General features: G+C 41.0%; 17 protein-coding genes, 2 tRNA genes and 2 rRNA genes. 10 read left to right on the top strand and 11 right to left on the bottom strand.

From position 1 onward, the window contains the following. The 4 genes from rrf (ACTG7X_RS10675) to ACTG7X_RS10690 all read left to right on the top strand — a co-directional run. Positions 1–86, top strand: a 5S ribosomal RNA gene (rrf, locus tag ACTG7X_RS10675); the annotation flags it as partial. Positions 87–137: 51 nt separating this feature from the next. Continuing rightward, positions 138–253, top strand: a 5S ribosomal RNA gene (rrf, locus tag ACTG7X_RS10680). 11 nt (positions 254–264) lie between these two features. After that, positions 265–341 (top strand) — tRNA-Asp (locus tag ACTG7X_RS10685). A 35-nt stretch (positions 342–376) separates the two neighbouring features. Beyond that, positions 377–452: transfer RNA gene (locus ACTG7X_RS10690), tRNA-Trp, on the top strand. 391 nt (positions 453–843) lie between these two features. Here ACTG7X_RS10690 and ACTG7X_RS10695 read toward each other — a convergent pair. From ACTG7X_RS10695 to ulaG, 4 genes are all read right to left on the bottom strand, one after another. Then, the gene (locus tag ACTG7X_RS10695) at positions 844–1,563 is read right to left on the bottom strand and encodes an L-ribulose-5-phosphate 4-epimerase (protein ID WP_439258435.1); all 720 of its coding nucleotides are present in this window, start codon (positions 1,561–1,563) and stop codon (positions 844–846) included. Further along, the gene (locus tag ACTG7X_RS10700) at positions 1,560–2,420 is read right to left on the bottom strand and encodes an L-ribulose-5-phosphate 3-epimerase (RefSeq protein ID WP_439258436.1); all 861 of its coding nucleotides are present in this window, start codon (positions 2,418–2,420) and stop codon (positions 1,560–1,562) included. The genes ACTG7X_RS10695 and ACTG7X_RS10700 overlap by 4 nt, the downstream gene beginning before the upstream one ends. Positions 2,421–2,453: 33 nt before the next feature. Beyond that, on the bottom strand, positions 2,454–3,200 hold the full coding sequence (ulaR, locus tag ACTG7X_RS10705; protein ID WP_439258437.1) for an HTH-type transcriptional regulator UlaR: 747 nt from the start codon (positions 3,198–3,200) through the stop codon (positions 2,454–2,456). A 96-nt stretch (positions 3,201–3,296) separates the two neighbouring features. Next, positions 3,297–4,388, bottom strand: a complete 1,092-nt coding sequence (gene ulaG / locus ACTG7X_RS10710) for an L-ascorbate 6-phosphate lactonase (protein WP_439258438.1) — start codon at positions 4,386–4,388, stop codon at positions 3,297–3,299. A gap of 415 nt (positions 4,389–4,803) precedes the next feature. Between ulaG and ACTG7X_RS10715 the strand changes: the two genes are divergently transcribed. From ACTG7X_RS10715 to ACTG7X_RS10725, 3 genes are all read left to right on the top strand, one after another. Further along, complete coding sequence (locus ACTG7X_RS10715) at positions 4,804–6,606, top strand: PTS ascorbate-specific subunit IIBC (RefSeq protein WP_439258439.1); 1,803 nt, start codon at positions 4,804–4,806, stop codon at positions 6,604–6,606. A gap of 65 nt (positions 6,607–6,671) precedes the next feature. Next, on the top strand, positions 6,672–7,142 hold the full coding sequence (locus tag ACTG7X_RS10720; protein ID WP_439258440.1) for a PTS sugar transporter subunit IIA: 471 nt from the start codon (positions 6,672–6,674) through the stop codon (positions 7,140–7,142). Positions 7,143–7,302: 160 nt separating this feature from the next. Beyond that, a complete protein-coding gene (locus ACTG7X_RS10725) occupies positions 7,303–7,983 on the top strand; it encodes a 3-keto-L-gulonate-6-phosphate decarboxylase UlaD (RefSeq protein WP_386689099.1) in 681 nt (226 codons plus the stop codon). Positions 7,984–8,082: 99 nt separating this feature from the next. Here ACTG7X_RS10725 and pnuC read toward each other — a convergent pair whose 3' ends face one another. Then, complete coding sequence (gene pnuC, locus ACTG7X_RS10730) at positions 8,083–8,766, bottom strand: nicotinamide riboside transporter PnuC (RefSeq protein ID WP_439258441.1); 684 nt, start codon at positions 8,764–8,766, stop codon at positions 8,083–8,085. A 206-nt stretch (positions 8,767–8,972) separates the two neighbouring features. On the opposite strand from pnuC, the gene rapA reads away from it, so the two are divergent. Further along, positions 8,973–11,867 carry an RNA polymerase-associated protein RapA gene (rapA, locus tag ACTG7X_RS10735; protein ID WP_439258442.1) on the top strand — a complete coding sequence of 965 codons (2,895 nt, stop codon included), beginning with the start codon at positions 8,973–8,975 and terminating at the stop codon, positions 11,865–11,867. Between the two features lie 377 nt (positions 11,868–12,244). Here the strand turns inward: rapA and ACTG7X_RS10740 are convergent, their stop codons facing one another. From ACTG7X_RS10740 to ACTG7X_RS10755, 4 genes are read right to left on the bottom strand one after another with little or no spacing between them, the layout of a single operon-like run. Continuing rightward, positions 12,245–13,192: an ABC transporter substrate-binding protein gene (locus tag ACTG7X_RS10740; RefSeq protein WP_439258443.1), complete on the bottom strand. Its 948-nt coding sequence runs from the start codon at positions 13,190–13,192 to the stop codon at positions 12,245–12,247. A gap of 56 nt (positions 13,193–13,248) precedes the next feature. Next, a complete protein-coding gene (locus ACTG7X_RS10745; RefSeq protein WP_439258444.1) occupies positions 13,249–14,199 on the bottom strand; it encodes an ABC transporter substrate-binding protein in 951 nt (316 codons plus the stop codon). 13 nt (positions 14,200–14,212) lie between these two features. Further along, the gene (locus ACTG7X_RS10750) at positions 14,213–14,959 is read right to left on the bottom strand and encodes an ABC transporter permease (protein WP_439258445.1); all 747 of its coding nucleotides are present in this window, start codon (positions 14,957–14,959) and stop codon (positions 14,213–14,215) included. A gap of 11 nt (positions 14,960–14,970) precedes the next feature. Continuing rightward, complete coding sequence (locus ACTG7X_RS10755; RefSeq protein ID WP_439258446.1) at positions 14,971–15,681, bottom strand: ABC transporter ATP-binding protein; 711 nt, start codon at positions 15,679–15,681, stop codon at positions 14,971–14,973. A 109-nt stretch (positions 15,682–15,790) separates the two neighbouring features. On the opposite strand from ACTG7X_RS10755, the gene rluA reads away from it, so the two are divergent. Beyond that, complete coding sequence (gene rluA, locus ACTG7X_RS10760; RefSeq protein ID WP_439258447.1) at positions 15,791–16,450, top strand: bifunctional tRNA pseudouridine(32) synthase/23S rRNA pseudouridine(746) synthase RluA; 660 nt, start codon at positions 15,791–15,793, stop codon at positions 16,448–16,450. A gap of 35 nt (positions 16,451–16,485) precedes the next feature. Next, the gene (locus ACTG7X_RS10765; protein WP_439258448.1) at positions 16,486–17,790 is read left to right on the top strand and encodes an L-cysteine desulfidase family protein; all 1,305 of its coding nucleotides are present in this window, start codon (positions 16,486–16,488) and stop codon (positions 17,788–17,790) included. Between the two features lie 51 nt (positions 17,791–17,841). On the opposite strand, the gene purB is transcribed toward ACTG7X_RS10765, so the two are convergent. Beyond that, the gene (gene purB, locus ACTG7X_RS10770) at positions 17,842–19,209 is read right to left on the bottom strand and encodes an adenylosuccinate lyase (protein ID WP_439258469.1); all 1,368 of its coding nucleotides are present in this window, start codon (positions 19,207–19,209) and stop codon (positions 17,842–17,844) included. Positions 19,210–19,239: 30 nt separating this feature from the next. Then, complete coding sequence (gene hflD / locus ACTG7X_RS10775; protein WP_132302675.1) at positions 19,240–19,851, bottom strand: high frequency lysogenization protein HflD; 612 nt, start codon at positions 19,849–19,851, stop codon at positions 19,240–19,242. Positions 19,852–19,857 lie beyond the last annotated feature (6 nt).

Here is a 19,857-nt window from a genome sequence, read left to right on the forward strand (position 1 = left end):
GATTCCATGCCGAACTCAGAAGTGAAATGCTGTAATGCCGATGGTAGTGTTGGGTTTCCCAATGTGAGAGTAGGTCACCATCAGGGCTTTATTTGTTTAATTCATTTTTATTGAGTGAATTAACCAAATAAAAATTTTTTGGCAGCCATAGTGCAGTAGTTCCACCTGATCCCATGCCGAACTCAGAAGTGAAATGCTGTAACGCCGATGGTAGTGTTGGGTTTCCCAATGTGAGAGTAGGTCACTGCCAATTACCTTATTTGCGGAGTGGTAGTTCAGCTGGTTAGAATACCTGCCTGTCACGCAGGGGGTCGCGGGTTCGAGTCCCGTCCATTCCGCCAACTTATTTCGCTGATTTAATCAGCTTTCTCTTTACAGGGGCGTAGTTCAATTGGTAGAGCGTCGGTCTCCAAAACCGAATGCTGGGAGTTCGAGCCTCTCCGCCCCTGCCATTATTTCCTATTTTATTTCAAATAGTTATAAGTTAATTTTTATTTTTAAATTTCCTCCTTTTACTCTCACTGTGTCAAAATTGTGACCTTTTCGGTAAATTTCAGCAGGTGATCTGCATTTAAATGGGCGTATTTTGTACCACTTTTAACGTTTCTTACGTTTTTTGTAATCTGCAAAATAAGAATTTAATTGGTTTTTTGGTATTGTTGAAATCCTGATGAGATGTTTCTGTTGGTATTTTTCTGATAAAGGGGAGAGTAGTGAAAGGTTTTAAGTGGCTATATTTGGGGAGTATAAGGCTTTAACCTACTTTTACCAACTATTTTTCTACTATGCCAAAATGTTGGAAGTGCGGTGAATTTCACCGCACTTTTTGCTTAAGCTGAGAAATTACTGCCCATAATACGCATTAGCCCCATGTTTACGCAAATAATGTTTATCCAACAATTCTTGTTGCATAGAATTAATTTGTGGGCGGATTTGGTGACTAATGAAGTTCATATAAGCCACTTCTTCTAATACCACAGAATTATGTACCGCATCATGTCCGTCTTTACCCCATGTGAAAGGGCCATGAGAATGCACTAACACACCTGGTACCGCTTTTGGCTCAATACCACGTTTGCGGAATGTTTCCACAATCACTTTGCCGGTTTCTAATTCGTATGAACCGGCAATTTCTGATGGGGTCATGCGACGTGTGCAAGGCACGGAACCGTAGAAATAGTCGCCTTGTGTGGTGCCTAAAGCAAGAATATCTTCACCGGCTTGTGCCCAACCTACGGCGTGGCGTGAGTGAGTATGTACAACACCACCAATATCTTTAAATTCACGATAAAGTTCTAAGTGAGTGTCAGTGTCGGAAGATGGTTTTTTATCACCATAGACACGATTACCTTGTAAATCCACGATAACAATATCTTCAACCGTCATGCTGTCGTATTCCACGCCTGATGGTTTGATTGCCACAAGACCTGTGGCACGGTCGATTTCACTGACGTTGCCCCAAGTGAATGTGACTAAACCGTATTTTGGTAATTCTAAATTCGCTTTCAGCACACGTTCTCTCAGTGCTTGTAATTCTGGTGTTAAGGATGTTAATTTGGTCATAGTGTAAAGCCCCCTTCTTTCATTTTTTGTTCGATCCAACGGCGAGCATTAATAATCTCTGCTATCGGCTCATCTGATTTTTCAGTCCACATTTCAATTAAGAATGCACCACGATAATTTAATTCGTTTAAAATTCTAAAACAGTTGACGAAATCCACACAGCCGTCACCAAATGGCACATCACGGAATTGGCCTTTGCAGGTTTCAGTCACTTTGTAAGTATCTTTTAAATGGATTTTAGAAATCTTATCAATACCCAACCGCAGTTCTTCTTCCACATTGTCATTCCAAGCGGTTAAGTTGCCCAAGTCAGGGTACACGGTGAACCATGGATTTTTAATAATGTCGTCCCATTTTTTCCAACGAGAAATTGAACTCATGAATTGCGTATCCATAATTTCCACCGCAATAGTGACTTCATTGCTTGCCGCCAATTCAACCGCCCATTTTAAGCCTTCTTCAAATAAGCGTAAGGTTTCTTCGTCTTGTTCTTCATAATAAACGTCATAACCAGCTAACTGAATGGTTCGCACGCCAATATCCACCGCTAATTGAATCGCTTTTTCCATAATTTCATAGGCTTTTTGACGAGTCGCAGGATCTTTGCTACCGAATGGAAAACGGCGATGACCAGAAAGACACATGGATGGAATAGTGACACCGGTGTTAATAATCGCTTTCACCAGTTGAATACGTTCTTTTTTGCTCCAATCAAGACGAGCCAAACGTTCATCGGTTTCATCAATGGAAATTTCCACAAAATCAAAGCCAGTGGCTTTGGCAATGGAAAGTCTGTCTTGCCAGCTGATGTTTTTCGGTAAGGCTTTTTCGTAAATACCGAGTTTATGTTTTCGCATAACATTTTCCTTCTATAAGCATGCCTAAGGCGGTTAAGCCAGAATAATTTTTAGCCCTTTTTCTCTTAATTTCTGAATAATGGTTGGATCGGCTTCTCGTCCAGTAATTAAGGTATCAATTTCATCAATTCGAGTAAACAGCATTCCCACTTTGTTACCTAATTTGGAACTATCTAATAACACAATATAACGATCTGATTTGGCTGCCATTTGTTTTTCTGAATTGGCAATAATCATATCGGTTTTAAATAGTCCTTCTTCAGTAAAACCACGGCCACTGGTAAACATAATATTGGCAGAATAATAATGGTTGTAATCTGAACTAAATGAAATGGTTATATCTTTTTCAGCATTATATTGTCCCCCCATAATGCCGAAATCACTATGTTTTTGCTCAATTAAATAATTGGCTAATGACACATAGTTAGTTAAAATTTGGATTTTGCGTCCACACAATTCTTGCCCTAGCAACATCATGGTGGAACCACAAGTAATTAATACACTTTGATCATCTTTACATATATCGGCGGCGGCTTTGGCTATACGTTTTTTTTCTTCGCTATAAGCCAGCGTTCTGATTTCGGTATTGATGGTTGAATTATTGACATATTCCGCACCATTACGAACTTTTTTCAATAATCCTAATTCATTTAATTTATTGATGTCACGGCGAACAGTGGCAGGAGAGACGTTTAGTTGTTCTATAATGTCCTGCGTAGAAAGCATTTTTTGCTTGTGCAATAATGCCAACAGTTGTTTATGTCTATAATTTTCGTTCATTGTTCTTCCTGAAAATGCACCTTAATAAAAAATAAAGCCACTTTCTGACCGCACTTTTTAACATTAAACCGGCGATCAGAAAGTGTTATTTATCTATTAAAGCATAGATTTAAATTGAATATTTGGTTCTTGCTCGAAGCAATCATCAAAACCACGTGGGTGGTGATATTCAATTAAGTCTTTATCACGTGGATACACATATTTACCGCCCACTTCCCAGATGAATGGGTGGAATTTATATTGTAAACGATCTTTACGCATACGCCATAAATCAATGATTTCTTGCGTGCTGGCCATAAAGTTGGTCCAAATATCGTGATGCACTGGAATAATCACGTTAGTGCGTAAACATTCTGCCATGCGAAGTAAGTCGATTGACGTCATTTTATCCGCAATACCAACTGGGTTTTCACCGTAGTTATTTAATGCCACATCAATGTCGAATTGTTTACCATGTTTGGCAAATTGAATGGAGTAGTGGGAATCCGCACCGTGGTAAATATTACCACCTGGTGTTTTGAACACATAGTTCACCGCTTTGCGACCCATTTCTTCATCAGATGGGCAAAGGCCGGCTAATTCGCCGTCTTGATTTTCTGCACCTTCAACAGGTAAGGTAACTAAACAAGTACGGTCGAATGAATCTAAAGCGTGAATTTCAACGTCTTTCAATTTCACTACATCGCCTGGTTTAACGGTGATTAAACGATCTTCTGGTACGCCCCATTTTTTCCAAATTTCAGTACAATGCCAAGGACCAACGAATTTAACATGGTTTAATTTTGGATTGTTGATGATTGCTGCAGCGACGTTTACATCAATATGGTCACTGTGGTAGTGAGAGGCTAAGATGAAGTCAACTTCGTTGATCGCAAATGGATCTAACACCATGGGTTGAGCACGCAAGTTAGGTTGTAATTTACGTACACCGGCCATGTTTGCCATTTGGTGACCACGTACCATATCTTTGACTTTCTTGGTGCTTTTACCACGGCTACACCATAAATCCATACAGATATTGGCACCGGCTGGGGTTTTAATCCAGACACCCACACAACCTAACCACCACATAGCAAAGTTGCCTTCTGGTACAACTTCTTCTTCAATTTCTTCGTTTAACCAAGTACCCCATTCAGGGAAGGTAGAAAGAATCCAACTATCACGTGTAATTTCTTGTATTTTGCTCACAATAAGCTCCTTTAAAGAGTGATGAAATAATCAGAAGTAATCATAAACAATCACAGCAATTTGTAAAATAGTTTTTGTCATTTTTGTGATCTAGCTCACCTTTTTTCTGTAATTTTTGCTAAAAATCCCACCGAACTTGGGTAAAACGCACAAAAAATTAACAAAAAACAAACAAAAAAAGGACATTTTGCGGTTTTTAGTAAAATTGTTCAATAAATCGGCAAACGCACGCTTTTTTTCAAAAATTTTGTGATCTCGCTCACAAATAATCAAAAAGAATCTTTTATAACTTGCATTTTAGGATTATGATTCAGCCGTTCACACTGTTTTAACGATTTATTGTACGAATAGTGGTACTCGTCAGCTTAATGGCATAAACGCAACAATAATTTTATTCTACTTCGGAGAATTATATATGGACGCTCTCTACGACCTATTTTTAGGTTTTAACACGCAAGTGTTATCTAAAGCCCCTTTCCTCCTCGGGATCGTGGCTTGTTTGGGTTATATCTTATTGAAAAAAGATACAACAACGGTGATTAAAGGCACCATTAAAACCATCGTCGGTTTCTTAATGGTACAACAAGGATCGGGTTTCTTAACCTCTAGTTTCAAACCGATCATTGAAAAACTATCTGAATTCCACCATTTAACCGGTGCGGTGATTGACCCTTACACCAGTATGCAATCTACCATTCAAACCATGGGTGAAAACTATGGTTGGGTCGGTTATGCTGTGTTACTTGCATTAGCATTGAATATCTTATTAGTGGTGTTAAGACGTGTCACCGGTATTCGTACGATCATGTTAACTGGTCATATCATGTTCCAACAAGCTGGCTTAGTTGCGGTGTTCTACATGATTATCGGTGCCTCTATGTGGGAAACCGTGATTTATACTGCGGTGTTAATGGCTCTCTATTGGGGTATTTCCTCTAACATCATGTATAAACCAACCCAAGCCGTTACTGGCGGTGCCGGTTTCTCCATTGGTCACCAACAACAAATTGCCTCTTGGGTAGCGGTTAAACTCGCACCGAAATTAGGTGATCCAAAAGATACCGTAGATAATATGAAATTACCAAAATGGTTACATATTTTCCATGATAGTATTTCTGCCACAGCGTTAGTGATGACCGTGTTCTTTGGTATTATCTTACTTTCTTTCGGTTTAGATAATCTTCAAACCATGGCAGGTAAAACCCACTGGTTCATGTACATCGTTGAAACTGGTATGAAATTTGCGGTAGCCATTCAAATTATCGTGGTTGGTGTGCGTATGTTCGTAGCGGAATTATCTGAAGCGTTTAAAGGTATCTCCGAACGTGTGATTCCAAATTCTGTGCTAGCCATTGACTGTGCAGCAATTTATGCTTACTCACCAAATGCCATGGTATTCGGTTTCATGTGGGGTGCTATCGGTCAATTTATTGCGGTCGGCTTACTCCTTGCTTTCGGTGATAACTTCGGTGTTGAAGTATTAATTATCCCAGGCTTTATCCCAATGTTCTTCTCTAACGCCACCGTCGGTGTATTTGCTAACAAATTTGGTGGTTGGAAAGCAGTTATCAAAATCTGTTTAGTGATGGGTATGATTGAAGTGCTAGGCTCTGCTTGGGTAATTCAATTATTAAAATCACAAGGTACCGAATTCAACGGCTGGATGGGTATGGCAGACTGGGCATTATTCTGGCCACCAGTATTACAAGGTATCGTCAGCATTCCATTCTTCTTCTTCGTTATCTTAGCGCTTTGCTTAGTGTATATGTTCTTTGCTTCACGTAAATTACGTGCTGATGAAGCTGCAGCGGCAGCCGCAGGTAAAACCCTTGAACAAATGGACGGTTACGGTGTAGAAGATGAACCTGAGGTTGCACCAGTTGCCACCGCAACAACCGCTACACAAGCTAACGCCGACACCAAAGCCATTCGCATCTTAGCGGTTTGTGGTTCAGGTCAAGGTTCATCCATGATGATGAAAATGAAAATTAAACAATACCTAGACAAACGTGGTATTCCAAATGTCATGGACTCTTGTGCGGTGACAGATTACAAAGGAAAACTTTCAGGTATCGACATTATCGTTTCATCTAAACACCTTGCTGGTGAAATTAATGGCGGTGACAATGTGTCTGTACTTGGCGTACAAAACATGTTAAACCCAAATACCTTCGGTGAAGAATTAATTGAATTAATCAACAAACACGTCGGTAAATAAGTATTATCCCCCTGACCAATAGGTCGGGGGTTCTCCATTTTTTACGATTCAAAAAAGGAAATGCCATGTTAAAAGAATCTCTCATTGCGAATAACTCAATTAAATTAAACCAAACTGCCAATAATTGGCAAGATGCCGTTAAAATTGGTACGGATTTATTAGTGGCTTCAGGTGCGATTGAACCTCGTTACTACGACAATATCATCGCCAAAGTGAAAGAAATGGGACCTTACATCATCCTTTCCCCAGGTCTTGCCATGCCACATGCTCGCCCAGAAGAAGGCGTCATTAAAACAGCTTTTGCTTTAGTCACCTTAACCACACCCGTGGTATTTGACGGAGAAGATGAACCGGTTAGCGTTCTGATTACTCTTGCTGGTAGCGACTCGGATCAACATATGCAAGGGATTATGGAAATCACCGAAGTATTAGAAGATGAAGATCTTAATAGCGAAACTGGCGTAGATTTACAAAAATTACTTCGTTGCAAAACCGCAGATGAAGTGATTGCGGTGATTGATGCAGCATTGAATTAATCATACTTTCCTCTCCCTTTGGGAGAGGAGGGAGAAAATCCGTAGGATTTTCGGAAGGTGAGGGTGAATTATTTTGCATAAACTGTCAACCCTCACCCTAGCCCTCTCCCAGAGGGAGAGGGAATATAACAAGTTACTCAAATTTTAAAAGGAAAAAATTATGTCTAAACCATTATTACAAATCGCCCTTGACTCATTGAGCTTAGAAAAAGCCGTTGCCGATGCAAAACAAGCAGAAAGCGTGGTTGAAATCATCGAATGCGGTACCATCCTTGCTTGTGCTGAAGGTATGAAAGCCGTGAGTACCTTACGTGCTTTACACCCAAACCACATTATCGTGTGTGATTTAAAAACCACTGACGGTGGTGCGATCTTAGCTAAAATGGCATTTGAAGCGGGTGCTGACTGGTTAACCGTGTCCGCTGCTGCTCACCCAGCCACCAAAGCCGCTTGTAAAAAAGTCGCTGACGATTTCAATGCCGCTCACCCTGAATTAAAAGTGAAAAAAGAAATCCAAATTGAAATCTATGGTAACTGGACAGTAGAAAAAGATGCTAAAGAATGGGTTGAATTAGGCGTGAAACAAGCCATTTACCACCGTTCCCGTGATGCAGAATTAGCAGGCAAAGGCTGGACACCAGAAGATGTCGAATTAATGAAACAACTTTCTGCCTTAGGTCTTGAACTTTCTATTACTGGCGGTATCGTACCTGAAGAAATTCACCTATTCAAAGAAATCAAAAACGCCAAAGCCTTTATTGCTGGTCGAGCATTAGTGGGTGAAAAAGGCAAACAAACAGCCGAAGCAATTCGTGCTGAAATTGAAAAATATTGGGCATAATTAAAATCCGCCTAACCCTATAATAAAAGCACCGTACTTGATGATATGATTAACCATAAAAGTGCGGTGCTTTTTTCTATTGTTTTCGAGAATAGCAAATTAGGCTTCTTTCTTAACTAATTTCGTCCAGTTGTAATACCCATAAATGGAGTTCAATAAATAACCGCTATACATAATATACATCGCTGGGGTTTCTGCCCATAAAACAATAGAGAGAATGTTTAACACAATCCATAACGCCCATTGTTCACGATAACGCAAAATCATCAATAATTGTGCGGCAAAGGTAATCACTGTGGTGGTGCCGTCAAGCGATGCCGAACTGCCCCCTGCCGCATTCACTGCTTGAATAAAGAAATAGGATCCCACCGCAATACTGGCTAATAAAATCAGCCAACCTATTGGGGTTAAGGCTTTCGCAATCACTTCCTCATTTCCCTGTTGGTCATTTTGCATGTTGGCTTTCCACATAAAATAACCAATAAATTGGGCTGGGATATACACATATAGCGTGGTATTCATTTCACCGATAAAATTATTGCCCCAAGCTACATAAAAATAAGTATAAGCAAAAATAAGCCCGAAGAAGTAGTTACTGATTTTTCCTTTACTGACGAAAATAACACATAACAATCCCGCAATTCCTGAGATCATTCCCAATGGTGACTCTGGTGCTTGTACATACGCCCAAATTTGAGCCCCAACAAAAACCACAATCCATAGAGCTTCAATCGTATTCCAACCACCAAAGAATTCTTTTTTAATGGCATTAACATAGTTCATAACAGGCTCCTCAATATTAATAACAAACAGATGAATTTTTGCACCGCACTTTAATGAAGTCAAGGATAAATTACAAAATAGTAAAAATTAACCATATAAATACATTTTAAGGAAAATATTTTATACATAGGATAGCTTGTTACCTTTGGCAAATATTTGATAAAATACGTTCCCTTAATTTACCATAACAAGAGTGTCCCCCTATTATGTCATTTGCTATCGGTCAACGTTGGATCAGCGAAAGTGAGAACGATCTCGGTTTAGGTATCATCACCGAACTTAATCACCGCAGTATCACGATTTCTTTCCCAGCCGCACAAGAAACCCGAATTTATGCCATTGCCACTGCCCCTTTAACCCGTGTGATCTTCAAAAAGCACGATCACATCACACATCAACAAGGCTGGCAGGCAAAAATCGTGGATACGATGATGAATAATGACATTGCCCTGTATTTAGTCCAACGTTTAGATAATGGCGAAGAAATGGTGATCAAAGAAATGGAACTCGCCAGTCATATCAGTTTTAGTCAACCACAAGATAAATTATTCGCAGGACAAATCGATCGCTCGGATCGCTTTGCCTTGCGTTATCGTGCTTTACAACATCAACAGGCACAATTTCAATCTCCTTTACGTGGGCTATGTGGTATTCGAGCAGGCTTAATTCCCCACCAACTACATATTGCCAAAGAAGTAGGTCAACGTATTGCACCACGAGTATTGTTAGCGGATGAAGTTGGGTTAGGTAAAACCATTGAAGCTGGCATGATTTTACAACAACAAATTTTTGCCGAACGTGCCGATCGAGTATTAATCCTACTGCCAGAAACTTTGCAACATCAATGGCTAGTGGAAATGCTACGCCGTTTTAACTTGCATTTTTCGCTATTTGATGAAGAACGTGCTGGCGATTTTTCCGCAACCGAAGATGAACAAGAGCGAAATCCTTTTGATGCGGAAAACCGCATTATTTGTTCCATTGATTGGTTAGTGGCAAATCCAAAACGAATGCAACAGTTAATCGCAAGCCAATTTGATATGTTGATTGTAGATGAAGCACATCATTTACAATGGTCACCTGAAAATCCAAGTACAGCATATCAGTTAGTAGAAACCTTAGCTCAACAAATTCCGTCTGTATTACTCCTCACTGCCACGCCTGAACAACTCGGACAACAAGGGCATTTCGCCCGCTTACGTTTATTAGATAATGACCGTTTTTATGATTACCATGCGTTCTTACAAGAACAGCAGAATTATCAACCTGTTGCCAAGGCAGTACAAACTTTACTGACCTCAAAAGCTCTAAGTGCGGTGCAAAAAAATGCCATTTCTGATCTGTTATCCGAACAAGATATTGAGCCACAATTTAAGGTATTAGAGAGCCATAACAAACCAGAAAAAGCCAGTGTTCGACAAGAACTCATTCGTCATCTGATTGACCGTCATGGTACCAGTCGATTGTTATTTCGTAATACCAGATCAGGCGTAAAAGGCTTTCCGCAACGGATTTATCATCAGATCACCCTTGAATTACCTAAGCAATATGAAAATACCATGAAAGTGATGCGTTCTCTCGGTGAAAATGTTGAGCAAGGTTTATTTTATCCAGAACAGCTGTTTCAGAAAATGAATGACAATGCCAAATGGTGCGAATTTGATCCCCGTTTTGATTGGTTGGTCACGTTCTTAAAAAATCACCGCACGGAGAAAGTGTTAGTGATTTGCCAACTGGCTCAAACTGCGATTCAGTTAGAGCAAGCCTTGCGAGAAAAAGAAGGGATTCGTAGTGCGGTATTTCATCAAAATATGTCGATTATTGAACGAGATCGAGCCGCTGCTTACTTTGCGGATCAAGAACAAGGTGCTCAAGTATTACTCAGTTCAAGCATCGGTTCAGAAGGGCGAAATTTCCAATTTGCGCAACATTTAGTGCTGTTTAACTTGCCAAGTAATCCTGATTTATTAGAACAATGTATCGGGCGTTTAGACCGAATCGGGCAAACTAAAGCAATTCAAATTCATGTCCCTTGTTTTGCTCAAACGCCACAAGCCTTGTTAGCCGATTGGTATCATCAAGGTTTAAATGCCTTTGAACAAACCTGCCCAATGGGGGCAATGTTATTTGAAAAGTGCGGTGAAAAATTACAACATTTTTTGCAACATCCCACCGCACTTGATGGTTTTGCCGATTTCATAAAAGAAACAGCGAAACAACGTGCCAAGCTAAAAGACGAACTCGAAAATGGACGAGATCGCTTACTGGAATTAAATTCCAACGGTGGTATTCAGGCTCAACAGTTAGCAAATCAAATTGCCGAGCAAGACAACAGCCCTGAATTAGTCAATTTCACCTTAAATTTATTCGACATTATCGGTGTAGAACAAGAAGACTTAGGCGAACAATCCATTGTCATTACGCCCATTGGCACAATGTTAGTGCCTGATTTCCCTGGCTTAAAAGAAGACGGTATCACGGTAACATTTAGCCGAGATGTTGCCTTAGCACGTGAAGATGTGGAATTTCTCAGTTGGGATCACTCCATATTACACAACGGCATTGACTTAGTCTTGTCTAACGACATCGGCAAAACGGCAACTTGCTTGTTAAGCAATAAAAAATTGCCAACGGGGACATTATTATTAGAATGTATTTACGTAGTGGAAAGCCAAGCTCCAAAAGGCTTGCAGCTAAACCGTTTTTTACCACCCACACCTGTACGCTTATTGTTAGATAGCAAAGGCAATAATCTCGCTCCCAATGTGGCATTCGAACATCTTGAAAAACAGCTTAAACCGATGGAGAAAACCATGGCACACAAAATGGTGAAAATGGTTCGCCCCAATTTAGAACAAATGCTCAAGGCTGGAGAAAACTTGATGATGCTTGAGTCTAAACAAATTATTACGCAAGCCAAACAGTTGGCAGATAAACAATTAAGCGAAGAACTAGAACGCCTAACCGCATTAAAAGCCGTCAACCCGGCTATTCGGCAAGATGAAATTAACAGCTTAGAGGCAATGCGCCAACAATCATTACAGCATTTACAACAAGCTCACTGGCGATTGGATAGTTTGAGGGTGATGGTGAGCCAGTAAATTTTAAGGGTTGAAATCTGAGTGGAAAGCCTTATAATACAAAAAGGTCGTGGGTAAGCGGCTAACTTACCCACTTCCTAGCCGATAGGCTATTTATTAAAAACTGTAATCAGTAAATCTAACACAGCCAATGTTTTTAAACTGATTACCCCAACTAGCAAACTTGCTAGTATTATCAGAGTAATAATTTCTGATATTTTCACATAAATCACCCCCTTAGTGCTATAAGACTAAGCGACTAGGCATGTGCTACGGTAATAGCACAAAGCCCACGCCGATAGCACGAAAGGGATTATAACACAAACAGCCACTTTTAAAAGTGGCTGTTATGTTTTTTTATCTATATAAATTGAAAATAAATCCAGTATAAAGCACAATCAATGTGGTACTTCTACCGTATAACTTTCCAAGGTTGGCATTTTCTTAATCAACCCTTTTTCTAACATAAATTCCGCCACCTGATTATAGCGATCTTTGTTCAATTCACGGGGATTGTCCGCAAAAGCAGGATAAGTATCATTCCACGCTAAACGGTTTAGTTCGTTATCCAATTCTTTTGGCTTAAAGCTCACAAAATCTTGCCAAGCCTGTTCGGGATTTTGTTTCATATATGCCGTAGCTTGCTCAAGTGCGGTGAGAAATTTAGCGATTTTCGGATCGGTTTCTCGCCCTTTTTTCACCACTAAGGTGAGTTCTTCAAAAGACGGCACGCCATTTTGTTCAGGGAAAAAGGCTTGGGCTGGGTGTCCCTCTAAAGCCAGTTCGTGTAATTCAAAATTGCGATACGCCCCGATCACCGCATCCACTTGTTTGCTTAACAGCGACTGCGATAACGCAAAGTTCACATTGATTAATTGCACATCTTTCAACGACAATCCAGCGGATTCTAGCATACTGCTTAAAATCGTATCTTCAAAGCCGCTGACCGAATAGCCAATTTTTTTGCCTTTGAGATCCGCTAAACTATTGATACCGCTTTCTTTTAACACCACTAAAGAGGTAAACGGTGTCGCCACCATTGTACCAATACGCACCAAAGGCAACCCTTGATCAACGTGCATCACCAACTGCGGTTGAAAATCCATGGAAATATCCGCTTGTCCTGCGGCTACTAATTTCGGTGGCATGGACGGATCAGTGGGTTCAATAATCTCCACATCCAACCCTTGTTGGTCAAAAAAGCCTTTTTGTTTGGCAATCACAATATCGGCATGCACGGGATTGACAAACCAGTCAATTAACATGGTTAATTTTTCATTCGCCTGTGCCGATAATGCGAAAGTCAGGCTAAAAAGTGCGGTGTAAAATTGGCGAGTTTTCTTCATTCTTCATCCTAATAAAAGAACCCTCATCATTCATGATGAGGGCTGTACAACGTAAATTACTGCCCCACTTCCACCGCATAACGGTCTAAGGCTGGCAGGGTTTTAATCAGTTTGCTGTCTAGCATAAATTGAGCCACTTGTTGATAAAGATCTTTGTCCAGTTTGCGGACATTATCGCTTAACAACGGAATGGTGTCTTTCCACGCACGGCGGTTAAGTTCGTTGTCTAATTCTTTTGGTTTATAGCTGACGAAATCTTGCCATGCTTGCGTTGGATTTTGTTTAATATAAGCGGTGGCTTGTTCAAGTGCGGTTAAAAATTTGGCAATTTTAGCATCGTTTTGTTTACCCGCTTGCACCACAAAAATCAGTTCTTCATAGCTCGGCACGCCGTATTGTTCAGGGTAAAATAATTTGGCTTGATGTCCCTCAAGGTTCAATTCGTGCGGTTCAAAATTACGCAACGTACCAATCACCGCATCCACTTGTTTGCTCAACAAGGATTGCGATAATGCCCAGTTGACATTAATTAATTCCACATCCTGCTTGTGCAAGCCTACATCGGAAAGCATTTTTTCTAACAAGGAATCTTCAAATCCACTCACCGAAAAGCCGATTTTTTTGCCTTTTAGATCTTCTAACTTGTTGATCTTACTACTTTCTAATACGGTTAAGGAATTTAATGGTGTGCCAACAATCGTACCTACTCTCACTAGCGGTAAACCCTCATCCACTTGCATTAACAGTTGCGGTTGATAGTTGACGGCAATATCGCCTTTGCCTGCAGCAACAAGTTTCGGTGGCATTGAGGGATCGGTTGGCTCAATGATTTCTACCTCTAAGCCTTGTTGAGCGAAAAAGCCTTTTTGTTGTGCTACCACAATATTGGCGTGGTCGGGATTGATAAACCAATCGAGCAATAAGCTGATTTTCTCATTGGCTTGAGCTTGGCAAACTAACGCAAAACTTGCCAAAAGTGCGGTGAAAAATTGGGTAATTTTTTTCATAAAGTTCTCCAGATTAACGTAAATGGCTGACCCAAGGGAGCCAGCGGTTTAACAATTTATCTGCCAAAAAATACAAGCAGAGCGTGATGATTAACAACACCAACAAGGCTGCAAACATTAAATCTACTTGCATACGCGCGTTGGCGTGCATCATTAAATACCCCAAGCCTTGCGAAGAACCGACCCATTCGCCAATCACTGCCCCAATAGGGGCAATGGTGACGGCAATGCGTAAACCCGAAGCCAAGGAAGGTAACGCCGCAGGTAAGCGGACTTTAAACAACATGGCTTGTGGGGAAATTTGCATGGTTTGAGCCAGTTCTAACCAAGATTTAGGGGTGTTGCGTAAACCGTCATAGCAAGAGGCGGTTACGGGGAAATAAATAATCAGCACCGTCATGGCGATTTTAGATGCCATGCCATAACCGAACCACACCACCAACAGCGGTGCAATGGCAAATACGGGAATGGCTTGAGAAATTAATAATAAGGGCAATAACAAGCGACTGAGCCATTTAGATAATGCGAGCAATAAGGCAGACATTAGCCCTAAAATTAAGCCCAACGCCAACCCTAATAAAATTTCAATGCCTGTGATTTGAGCGTGTTCCCAAAGCAGATCCGCTCGCTCAATGGCTTTGTTGCCAACGTCTAACGGTGTGGGTAATAAATAATGGGGTAAATCAAAGAGATAAACGACTAACTGCCAAAGCAGGGCAAGGCTTAAACACAGTCCCAAGGATTTTATCAGTGTTTTCATTGCGTTGTGCATTATGCCACCTCCCCAAGCAATTCGCTAAAGAGGCGTTGCTCCAACTGCCACAAGGCTTGATTTTGAGAAAATCTCGGGGCAGGGCTGTCGGGAATAATAGGATCAGACAGTTGAGCAGGTTGCTTTTTCAATACAAAAATCCGATCTGCCAAACGTAAGGCTTCTTGTGGATCATGGGTAATTAATAACACGGTTTTGTCTTTTAATAATTCTCGTGAAAGCTGTTGTAGTTGTAATCTTGTCACTGCATCCAACGCCGAAAAGGGTTCATCCATTAAAATTAAATCCGCCTCCAACATCAAGGTTCTTGCCAATGCCACCCGTTGCCGTTGTCCGCCCGAAAGCTGATAACAAGGTTTGTTTTTATGTTCCAACATATTCACCGCTTGCAATAATTGCTCGGCTTTCGCAATCGTTTGTGCGTTGGTTTTACTTTGTAAATGGGCTTGCAACTGCACATTATCCAACACCGAAAGCCAAGGAAACAGGCTATCTTGTTGAGCTAACCACGCTAATTTTGCCTTGGGTTTCAGCAAAATATGACCTTGATAATGCTTCTCCAAGCCTGCAATTAAACGCAATAATGTAGATTTTCCGATACCCGATGCCCCGAGCAAGGCTGTCCATTGCTGCTCTGGCAAGGAAAAATCCAAGCCATGAAAAATCACTTGCTGTTCAAAGGAAAAACTAAGATTTTGAATTTCAACCATATTTATAAAAAGACGGATCAATGAATAGAACAATCATAGTATAGACAAACAGAAAATCAAGCCTAAATTATGCTAAAATACGCCATTCTGATTTTTTGAGTAACCCATTATGGCATTAATTGACTACACCCCCCCCACCGAACCTTGGCTTGATATTGTTTATCATGACAATCATATTATGGTCGTCAACAAACCTAGCGGCTTGCTTTCCGTCTCGGGTAGCCAACCGCAATATCGTGACAGTGCCATGAGCCGCATTAAAGATAAATACGGCTTTTGCGAACCTGCACACCGCCTTGATATGGCAACTAGTGGCATTTTATTGTTCGCCATGAGCAAGCTCGCCGATAGCGAACTCAAACGCCAATTTCGGGAACGAGAAACGGAAAAACATTATCAAGCCTTAGTTTGGGGACATGTGAAAGCCGACAATGGCGTGGTGGATTTGCCCTTAATTTGCGACTGGGAAAACCGCCCACGGCAACGGATCGATTTTGTGTATGGAAAGCGTGCCGTGACGGAATTTGAGGTGTTGGAACGTTTGCCGAATAACAGCACAAGAGTCAAACTCACCCCGATTACAGGGCGTTCACATCAATTACGTTTACACATGTTAGCCCTAGGACACCCGATTTTAGGCGATAAATTTTATGCCCACCCACAAGCTAAAGCCATGTCGCCAAGGTTGTGTTTGCATGCGGAGAGTTTGACGATTCATCACCCGATCACAAAGGAAAAAATGACGTTCAGCCGTACTGCTGAATTTTAATTATATAGACAGCGAATTATTTTTAAAGGATATCAATGAAAATTAATGACAAGATGACTGAAAACTTGATCTTAGACACCGTAAGAAATGAAGTCGTCCCTGCCCTCGGCTGTACTGAACCGATTTCCTTAGCCTTGGCATCGGCGGTGGCTCGCTATCATTTAGGCTATTTGCCTGAACGTATTGATGCCAAAGTATCTGCCAATTTAATGAAAAATGGCATGGGTGTTACCGTACCAGGGACAGGCACATTGGGTTTACCCATGGCGGCAGCAATTGGGGCGATTGGTGGTGATCCTAATGCGGGCTTAGAAGTGTTAAAAGGTATTACTCCCGAACAGGTCGCCCAAGCCAAAAATTTACTGGCAGAAAATCGGGTTGATGTGTCTATTTTTGACACTGAGCATATTTTATATTCCGAAGCCTGTTTATTTTATGGTGAAGATCAGGTATGCGTTCGCATTGCCGCACATCATACCAACATTATTTACATTGCTAAAAATGGTAAGGTGATTTTTTCTAAACCTTGTGCAGCAGAAACCGACAGCTTAAATGATATTTTTGCCGCCCTGTCCGCACAGGATATTTTTGATTTTTCCATGAATGTGGCATTGGAAAAAATTGCCTTTATTGATGATGCGGAAAAACTGAATTCGGCACTTTCACAAGAAGGCTTACGCCAAGAATATGGCTTACATATTGGGCGAACTTTGCAACATCAAATCGGTAAAGGCTTATTAAGTGATGATTTAATGAATCGAATTATTATTGAAACCACGGCCGCATCTGATGCCCGTATGGGTGGCGCAAACCTACCGGCCATGAGTAATTCTGGTTCAGGCAATCAAGGCATTGCCGCCACAATGCCAGTTGTAGTCGTGGCTCGCCATTTGAACGCCAGCCATGAACAACGGATTCGAGCGTTATTTTTATCTCATTTAATGGCGATTTATATTCACAGTAAATTACCAAAACTGTCCGCCCTATGTGCGGCGACCACGGCTGCAATGGGCAGTTGTGCGGGGGTGGCTTGGTTGCTGACGGGGAAATTTGAAACCATTAGTATGGCGATTAGCAGTATGATTGGTGACATCAGTGGTATTATTTGTGACGGTGCGGCGAATAGCTGTGCCATGAAAGTGTCTACTAGCGTGAGTTCAGGCTATAAATCTGTCTTAATGGCGTTGGATAACACCCAAGTGACAGGCAATGAAGGCATTGTTGAACATTCCATTGACCGTTCCATTGATAATCTGTGTAACATTGCGTCACGCAGTATGCAATACACTGACCGTCAGGTGATTGAGATTATGGTGAGTAAGCCGAAGTTATCCATCTAGTCTATGAAAGTGCGGTGAAAAGCACCGCACTTTTTTCAATTAAATCAATGATTAAAGTTTTTCCACTAACTTCACTGCATCACCAATATAATTCGCAGGCGTAAGCTGTTGTAAACGCACTTTCTCTTCTTCTGGAATATCCAGTTTTTCCACAAATTCACGCATCGCTTGTTCATCAACACGTTTGCCACGGGTTAATTCTTTTAGCTTTTCATAAGGTTTTTCAATGCAATAGCGACGCATCACGGTTTGAATGGGTTCGGCTAACACTTCCCAGTTTTGGTTAAGTTCATCACGTAAATGTTGTTCGTTCACTTCTAATTTGCTAATGCCCTTGAGCGTTGCAGCATAGGCAATTAAGCAATAACCCAAGCCGACACCGAGATTACGCAATACGGTGGAGTCGGTTAAATCACGTTGCCAGCGAGAAATTGGCAATTTTTGCCCTAAATGGGTCATCACCGCATTTGCCACCCCAAGATTGCCTTCAGAGTTTTCAAAATCGATCGGATTAACTTTGTGTGGCATGGTGCTTGAGCCGATTTCCCCTGCGATAGTGCGTTGTTTGAAATGATTTAATGCAATATAACCCCATAAATCACGGTCAAAATCAATGATGATAGTGTTAAAACGCACCACGGCATCGAAAAATTCCGCAATGTAATCATGAGGTTCAATTTGGGTGGTGTAGGGATTCCATTGAATGCCGAGGGAAGTGACAAATTCTCGACTTAATTGATGCCAGTCAATGTCAGGATAGGCAGATAAATGGGCGTTATAGTTGCCCACCGCACCATTAATTTTGCCTAACACATCCACTTGTTTTAATTGATTAAATTGACGGCGTAAGCGATACACCACATTCGCCATTTCTTTGCCTACGGTGGACGGGGATGCAGGCTGACCGTGGGTACGAGAAAGTAGCGGAATTTCTTTGTATTCGTTCGCTAACCTTGTAATTTCATCAATTAATTTTTGCCACTGCGGTAAAATCACTTCTTCACGAGCCGTTTTTAACATCAACGCATGGGAAAGATTGTTAATATCTTCTGATGTACAAGCAAAATGGATAAACTCGCTAATTGCCGCCAATTCAGGCAAGGCGGCGGATTTTTCTTTTAAGAAATATTCCACCGCTTTCACATCGTGATTAGTGGTGCGTTCAATTTCTTTAATGCGTTCCGCATCGGCAAGACTGAAATTTGCCACAAGTTGATCGAGGTAATCGTTTGCTTGTTTTGACAAAGAAGAAACTTCACTAATTTGTGCAGTAGATGCCAATTTTTGTAACCAACGTACTTCAACGGTGACACGGAATTTTAATAGACCAAACTCGCTAAAAATACCACGCAAAGCAGTGGTTTTATCTTGATAGCGACCATCAATCGGGGAAAGGGCAGTTAACGCATTGAGTTGCATAGCATTGAAAGACATAGAGATTTTGCTCCGTTAAATAGTTTCATATAATTGTTGTGCCATATTTAGGATCTTACGGCGAGAGAATAGCAGTTGCCATTTGCTACCACCTACTTGTTGCCAAAGCATAGCCGCTCGAACACCCGCTAGCAAACAGGCTCGAATACGGTTTTGAATAGATGGTTGCTGTAAATATTCCGCATTACCGAATATTTGAATCCGTTTACCCAATGGACTGAGAATATCGGTATAGATAGTAGCAATTTTTTCTAACATGGTTTCATCAAGCAGTGAATAATATTCTAATTGCGTTGGCATATATTGAATACGATGGGCGAGCTGAGATTTCGCTTCCGCATTATCTTGCAATCTACCAGCCATTGCCACTAAGCTCAACCAATAGCGAGCGAGTTCAGGGTTTTGAGCATTTAGTTGTTCAATTAAGGTTTCTAAACCTAATTTGATATTATCCAACGAACCACCAAAAACCGCCAATGTATCAGTTGGGTGTGTTTGCAATAAACTTTTTAAAGAAACTTCTAGGGCGTAGGTATTCGCTTGCCCTCGTTGTGCAAACTGTTGCACTAATCTTGCCGATTGACAAACCCCAGCTAGGGCGAGAGTGATGTCTTGATAATTTGCCATTTTGAT

The sequence above is a fragment of the Lonepinella sp. BR2271 genome (assembly GCF_051851515.1).
In the GTDB taxonomy this organism is placed as follows: Bacteria; Pseudomonadota; Gammaproteobacteria; order Enterobacterales; family Pasteurellaceae; genus Lonepinella.